This window comes from Mycobacterium sp. 1245801.1, assembly GCF_001673055.1.
GTDB lineage: Bacteria > Actinomycetota > Actinomycetes > Mycobacteriales > Mycobacteriaceae > Mycobacterium > Mycobacterium europaeum_A.
Map to the genome: position 1 here is coordinate 1 of NZ_LZKY01000312.1, position 1,632 is coordinate 1,632.

The 1,632-nt window shown below is 67.0% G+C and carries 3 protein-coding genes and 1 pseudogene; all 4 read left to right on the top strand.

Features of this window, described 5'->3' with window-relative positions:
* Window positions 1-211 (top strand): annotated as a pseudogene (locus tag A5622_RS19925) (PPE family protein); the annotation flags it as partial.
* 63 nt (window positions 212-274) lie between these two features.
* On the top strand, window positions 275-568 hold the full coding sequence (locus A5622_RS19930) for a WXG100 family type VII secretion target (protein ID WP_066860115.1): 294 nt from the start codon (window positions 275-277) through the stop codon (window positions 566-568).
* 32 nt (window positions 569-600) lie between these two features.
* A complete protein-coding gene (locus tag A5622_RS19935; protein WP_007768835.1) occupies window positions 601-891 on the top strand; it encodes a WXG100 family type VII secretion target in 291 nt (96 codons plus the stop codon).
* Between the two features lie 20 nt (window positions 892-911).
* The coding region (locus tag A5622_RS19940) for an ESX secretion-associated protein EspG (RefSeq protein WP_066880756.1) at window positions 912-1,632 on the top strand (721 nt) is incomplete at its 3' end.

The following is a 1,632-nucleotide window of genomic DNA, read 5'->3' on the forward strand; positions in this document are numbered from 1 at the left end:
GCTGGCCGCGGCCGTCGCATCCGCGCAGGGTGCCGGGGCGCTCGGATTCGCCGGAACGACACAGCGGCAGAAGGCTTTTCAGGCGGCCGGATTGACCAAGCTGGCCGACGACGACTTCGGCGGCGGCCCACGCATGCCGATGGTGCCCGGCACGTGGGAGCACGAGGCCGGCAACCCAACGGGCCCAACCGATCCGGGGAAAGGGGGGTAAGGCAGTCAGCCAGATGCAGGTGAATTACCGAATCCCCAACGGACGCAACAGAAAGGAATCAACATGAGTATGTTGGACGCTCACATTCCGCAGTTGGTAGCCGCACAGTCGGCCTTCAGCGCCAAGGCGGCATTGCTGCGCAGCACGATCAGCCAGGCCGAGCAGGAAGCCATGTCGGCGCAGGCGTTCCACCAGGGTGAGTCCTCTGCCGCCTTCCAGGCCGCGCACGCGCGGTTCGTCGAGGTCGCCGCGCGGGTCAACACCCTGCTCGACATCGCCCAGGCCAACCTCGGGGACGCCGCCGGGACCTACGTGGCCGCCGACGCCGCCGCCGCCTCCGGCTACACCGCGTTCTGAGCTCACCGCTAGCAACCTCGAAAGGACTTGTCATGTCGCAGATCATGTACAACTACCCGGCGATGTTGAGCCACGCCGCCGACATGTCCGGATACGCCGGCACCATGCAGGGGCTCGGTTCCGACATCGCCAGCGAACAGGCCACGTTGTCCAACGCCTGGCAGGGTGACACCGGTATGACCTACCAGGTGTGGCAGGCCCAGTGGAACCAGGCGATGGAAAGCCTGGTGCGCGCCTACCAGTCGATGGCCAGCACCCACGAGGCGAACACCATGTCCATGCTCGCCCGCGACCAGGCCGAAGCCGCCAAATGGGGCGGCTAGTTCGTGCCTGAACGAACCTGATGCAGCAAGCGCCCAACGCCGTCGAGCTGACGGTCGATCACGCTTGGTTCATCGCGGAAACGGTTGGGGCGGGGAGCTTTCCCTGGGTGCTGGCAATCACCTCGCCCTATCGTGATGCCGCGGAGCGCAACGCGTTCCTCGACCGTCAGAAGGCTGAGCTGACCGAGCTGGGCCTGGTTTCGGAGGCCGGACTCGTCAACCCCGCCGTCGCCGAGTGGATCAAGGTGGTGTGTTTTCCGCAGCGGTGGCTGGACCTGCGTTACGTCGGCCCCGCCAAGGACACCGGTGAGCCCGGCGCCGGCGCCGACTTGCTGCGCGGCATCGTCGCGCAGCGCAGCGGTGAGGCCGGCAAGCCGTCGATCACCGTGGTCGCGTTGCGCAGCGCACAGCTGATCACCTTCACCGCGATGAACATCGACGATCCACGCGCTCTGGTTCCGGTGCTCACCGTCGGTCTCGCCCAACGGCCGCCGGCGCGGTTCGACGAGTTCAGCATGCCGATGCGGGTCGGGGCGAGAGCCGACGAGCGGCTGCGTTCGGGTGCACCACTTGCGGAAGTCCTTGACTACCTGGGCATTCCACAATCGGCGCGGCCGGTGGTGGAATCGGTGTTCAACGGGCCGCGCAGTTATGTCGAGATCGTCGCCGGCTGCCACCGCGACGGCCGGCACTCCACCAGCGAGGTGGGGATGAGCATCGTCGACGCAAGCGAGGGACGGG